Below are 4,411 nucleotides of genomic sequence, written 5' to 3'. Positions count from 1 at the left end.
ACAGTTTTTTTGTCCGATAGTAAAACAAATGTCAGAACAAGTCTTGACTATTACAAATATGAGAACTCTAATCAATGCCTACAAGCCTGCATTATTTGTTTTTTACATATGGTTTTATCACATCAATGCTCCATGCATAATTTAGATTGGCTTGTGAGCCGTCTGCAAACGAACCGGATGTGATACCGACTACTTCTCCGTATTCATTTATCAATGCGCCACCACTGCTACCGTGATCAATTAAAGCAGGAATTTGCATTAAATTTTTGTCACGCCATTGCGATACCTCTCCTGAAGAAAAGGTATTTTCAAGTCCACGGGGGCTACCAATAGCATAGACTTTTTCACCCACATTCGGTTTGTATTTGGCAACGGGAATAAAATCTGTATTGGAAACATCTACACGGAATAGAATAAAATCTTCATTTTCACTGCTCATGATCACTTCCTCTACTTTGTACACCTTATCGCTTCCAGCTAATTTAATCCCTTCCTCACCAATGCCAGTTCCTTTTAACACATGATAATTGCTGACAGCCAAACCATCTTTGTTGATAAAGAATCCAGAACCTTGGTACATATTGTAGCCAACCGAAGTAAACACCATAAAAACTGACGTATTATATTTCGAAAAAATTTGAGAACCATCAAGCTTATTTTTATCACCACGATTATTTACAACTGATATTGTGACGTTCCTTGCTTTTTTATTAGGAGACACTAGTACTGACTGTGACTGTTGTGAAGTTACAATCTTATCATTCCTTTCACCATGTCCTGATTTATGAGCGCATGAATACAGACATATAATAGAAACTGTTGATATTATGAAATTATTTATTTTCATTGTTTTCAAAAATGTTTTTTGGCAATATATGAATAAGGAAACGCTGATTCTCTCTTTCGTCATTTGTTTCTCGCATAGAATGAGTATCAAGTTTGCCATCTCCACTGCCAGATATTAGAATTTCGCAATTACTCCCAAATGTAATACGTGAATCTTCAATCCAAAAACGCATAAGTGCTAATGCCCGTTGGTAACTTAATTCATAATTATAAAGGAAGTTGTCTTTTGACGCTTGCCCCTCTATTACAAGAATATATTGATTCTCACTATGGTTTTTTAAGAAATCTCGTATTTCGCGTCCTGCCGCAGCCAATTGACGTAATTGGGCTTCTTTATCCGTAGATACAATATCATTCAAGTCAGACTTTCCGGCAGGATAGCGAACTTGAATTGTTAGAACATATTTTTTGTAATCTGAACGATATTGAAAATAATCTCGACTTAAATCTTTTGTTGATTGCTCAACCTTTTTAATCTCTTGTAACTGAGCTTCTGTTGCCTCCATACGCTTATGTAGAAGAACAATTACAAGAATGAATAATACTAACATGACAAAAAACAAACTTGTCATCAAGTCTGAGTAACTTGTCCAAAAAAACGATTCCTTTTTCTGAGCCATAATTACTTTTTATTATTATCTTTAATAGAATCTGTTGTATTTAAGACCGCATCAGTAGTATTTTCTGCTTGTTTATTAACTATTTGCATCGGCAACTCTGTTGGCTGAATATGGATTTGTTGTGGCTGGCTCTTATCCTTTTTAACGGGGAAAAACATAAACACGATATTTAAAATGCAGGTAATGGCAATGATTACTAATGCAGCCCATCCTGAGACTTTCATCCACGCTGGTATGGAATCGCCAACACGAACACTATCATTTGTATCAAGTATTTTATTTACCTTTGTGGTCATCAAGGTTTGTTTGATAGACTGGGATATGTCATTCGCTAAATGGATGTTTGACATTTCTATTTTTTCAATCAGCTTGTCAAGTCTGACAGGAATTGCTGAAATTTCTTCCAATTGTTCAGACAATTGTGGCATTTGTGTCATTTGGGCACTAAATTGAGCCTTTAAATCATTTGTAAATTGTTCAAATGACTCTCGTTCAGATTTAAGAATTTCTTTGAATGACTCACTTTGTTCAATAAACCTTTTGTGCAGTTCTTCGACATTTGATGATGTAGATTCCTTTATATTTTGGAGAGACTCTTGAAGTGTCCTGTCTGCATCAGCTGTTGTTTTAGCTATTTCTCCTTTATGACGTCCAAAGAAATCTCTTATTTCTTCAAGTATGTGGATTCGATTTGCTTGTTCATTATACAATGATTCAAATCTATGTATAGCTTCGGTGTATCCTTCAATATCATTGAGATATTGATTAAATACTTCCAATTTGTCTGTGCATTGTTGTAATTCTTCAAGAACACGCACATTAGCTTTTGCCATTTTCATAACATCCATGTCATGAACCGCTTTTATTATATCCGCTTGTATTGCATAGGACTGATTAACGGCATTTAGCGTATTCCCAAGATTTGATGTGTTTTGTGCGAATGTATTGTTGAATTTATTGAGATTTCTTACGAGATTGTTAAGTGCCTCGGATGTATCAGATGGTAATTCAGGAAGAAGTTCTGATTGCATCCAAGCAAAAAAAGAATTTTTCCCGTCTTCCTCATTAAGTTTGCATCTTTTGAAGAGAAGAGAATTGACTGTCGTAAGCGGAATACCACAAATAGAAGCCAGCATTGCCCATGCGACACCACTTAAAAGAGAATTAATTCCAGAAGCGGCACTCTGTGAAGCATTATCGATAACTCCGCCACCGCTGCTCATAAGAGTCATTATTGCATTAGACTGTAACAAATCCCACAATCCCATAATAACACCAGCCATTGTACCAGCCAATCCCCAATAAAGTGGAATAGGTGTCTGTGTAGCTATGTCATTTTCTACAGAATCACAGTGACGGTCAACCGCATCTTTCAGAAGACCAAAATCAATAACTGAACCGGAGTTATTTCCAAGATATTTATTGATGGATGTAATAATGCCGATAAATATTTTGTTACCATCCCCATATATGCCATCCACAAGAGAGGTTTCTGCATTACGTCTTATTCGCCATGAAGTTGTACCAGTAAAGATGTTACTGAATTGGCGCATACGCAAAAAGTTCTTCACAAAGAAAAACAATTGCATAAATATGATAATAATAATTATTATAGGTACTATTGAATGCATAATAGTTGATTATTTTTTTAAAGTTATAACTGCTTTTTTTACAATAATCCATTTATCTCCTATTTGTTGAGCCAGTCCTTTGTAATGAACGGACATATCAGTTGCCTCATTTTTAGATACCCCTTCAAATTCTACAGCCAAGTCCATATAGTCGCTGGATTTGATAGAGGAAAGAGATGCTATAGGCTCAAAATTAGCTGAACCATCAATAATTTGTGCTGAAAATCTTGCATCACTATCTTTTGATTCAAGTACTTTTTTAAAATACCCTGTGCCGTTTTCACCACTTATAGCTGTTCCAAAGTAACCTATTATAGTTGGTTTTATCGGTGGGGTAATTGTAGATGGAGTCGGTGTTCCATGAACAAGAGTAGTCTTTTGTATTTTTGAAAGTTCATTCTCTAAATGTTGTATTTTTCGAGACAAATCAGAGATTTCATTATTGGGTATCGATGACGAGGCTGAATAATTTGTACGTTTAGTACCAGTAACATTTGGTTCAAATCGACGCTCATTTAATAGCTGTCTCAGTGATTCGATTTCTTCACGATGACGACTTAATCTATTATTACATTTCCCTGTTTTTCCAAATGCAAAAATTGATACTATCAAACCAAGCAATCCAATACCTCCACCAATAAGAATATACCATTTATTCGTTGCTTTTTCATCATTGATTTTCTTATTGTCCATTTTTACTTCGCTTAATTCCTGATAAACCTTTTCATATTTTTCGGTTAAATCCATTATTTTTTCTCGTAGATTGTTGATAGAATCAGTTATCGCTTTTTTATGCTTCTCATCAGATTGCGTTATGGAACTCTTTTTATGCTTCTCTTCCAGAGAAGTGTTGGCAGCCACATCATTGCCACAACTACACAAGCAGATGTCCGCCAAGGCTAATGTGAGTAATGAGATTATAATTTGTTTCATGTGCTCTTATGATTGTTGTAATTCGTTATATATTTCTGCTGAAATTGCATTTAACACCCCTTTTATGGGATAATAGAAGAATGTTTCCTCTATCATATCTTCCGCCTCAGTTTCTTCACAACGCTGACTTATTCCTTTTTCAAGGAACGTGAGAAGATCTTTCTTTGCCATTTCTTGTGCGATACGAATAGATGATGGTTTAACTCCGAAATTTTTATATTGCTGTCCGATAAAATTCAGAAAACGCGATACAGTATGGCTCGAACGCAGATTTTACAGTGTTCGAGTCTTCCTTTTTGTTTTTTTAAGCCCCTTATCCAAAAAGTGATGGTTCAGGAGGTGCTCCGGAAGCCTCGGAAAGAATGATTTCCCATTCCTTTT

Annotated in this window: 5 protein-coding genes; all 5 read right to left on the bottom strand. The window is 35.4% G+C overall.

Features of this window, described 5'->3' with window-relative positions; all coding sequences use genetic code 11:
- Nucleotides 1-91: 91 nt before the first annotated feature.
- The 5 genes from E5342_RS18645 to E5342_RS18625 are packed head-to-tail and all read right to left on the bottom strand — an operon-like array spanning nt 92 to nt 4,201.
- Nucleotides 92-847 (bottom strand): S1C family serine protease, encoded by a 756-nt coding sequence (locus E5342_RS18645; protein WP_135960048.1) that lies wholly within the window; start codon nt 845-847, stop codon nt 92-94.
- On the bottom strand, nt 834-1,466 hold the full coding sequence (locus E5342_RS18640) for a hypothetical protein (protein ID WP_135960047.1): 633 nt from the start codon (nt 1,464-1,466) through the stop codon (nt 834-836). The genes E5342_RS18645 and E5342_RS18640 overlap by 14 nt, the downstream gene beginning before the upstream one ends.
- Nucleotides 1,467-1,468: 2 nt before the next feature.
- Entirely contained in the window at nt 1,469-3,097 is a 1,629-nt protein-coding gene (locus tag E5342_RS18635; protein ID WP_135960046.1) for a hypothetical protein, read from the bottom strand.
- Between the two features lie 9 nt (nt 3,098-3,106).
- A complete protein-coding gene (locus E5342_RS18630) occupies nt 3,107-4,030 on the bottom strand; it encodes a hypothetical protein (RefSeq protein WP_135960045.1) in 924 nt (307 codons plus the stop codon).
- A 6-nt stretch (nt 4,031-4,036) separates the two neighbouring features.
- Nucleotides 4,037-4,201 carry a hypothetical protein gene (locus E5342_RS18625; RefSeq protein WP_246867169.1) on the bottom strand — a complete coding sequence of 55 codons (165 nt, stop codon included), beginning with the start codon at nt 4,199-4,201 and terminating at the stop codon, nt 4,037-4,039.
- Nucleotides 4,202-4,411: the final 210 nt, after the last annotated feature.

Source organism: Parabacteroides distasonis (genome assembly GCF_004793765.1).
Lineage (GTDB): Bacteria > Bacteroidota > Bacteroidia > Bacteroidales > Tannerellaceae > Parabacteroides > Parabacteroides distasonis_A.
The sequence above is the reverse complement of the archived record's forward strand: the minus strand, read 5'-3'. Positions and strand labels throughout refer to the sequence as shown.

Coding starts and splice junctions, on each gene's coding strand:
- E5342_RS18645 (WP_135960048.1), bottom strand. CDS start 847: ATGAAAATAAATAATTTCATAATATCAACAGTTTCTATTATATGTCTG.
- E5342_RS18640 (WP_135960047.1), bottom strand. CDS start 1,466: ATGGCTCAGAAAAAGGAATCGTTTTTTTGGACAAGTTACTCAGACTTG.
- E5342_RS18635 (WP_135960046.1), bottom strand. CDS start 3,097: ATGCATTCAATAGTACCTATAATAATTATTATTATCATATTTATGCAA.
- E5342_RS18630 (WP_135960045.1), bottom strand. CDS start 4,030: ATGAAACAAATTATAATCTCATTACTCACATTAGCCTTGGCGGACATC.
- E5342_RS18625 (WP_246867169.1), bottom strand. CDS start 4,201: ATGGCAAAGAAAGATCTTCTCACGTTCCTTGAAAAAGGAATAAGTCAG.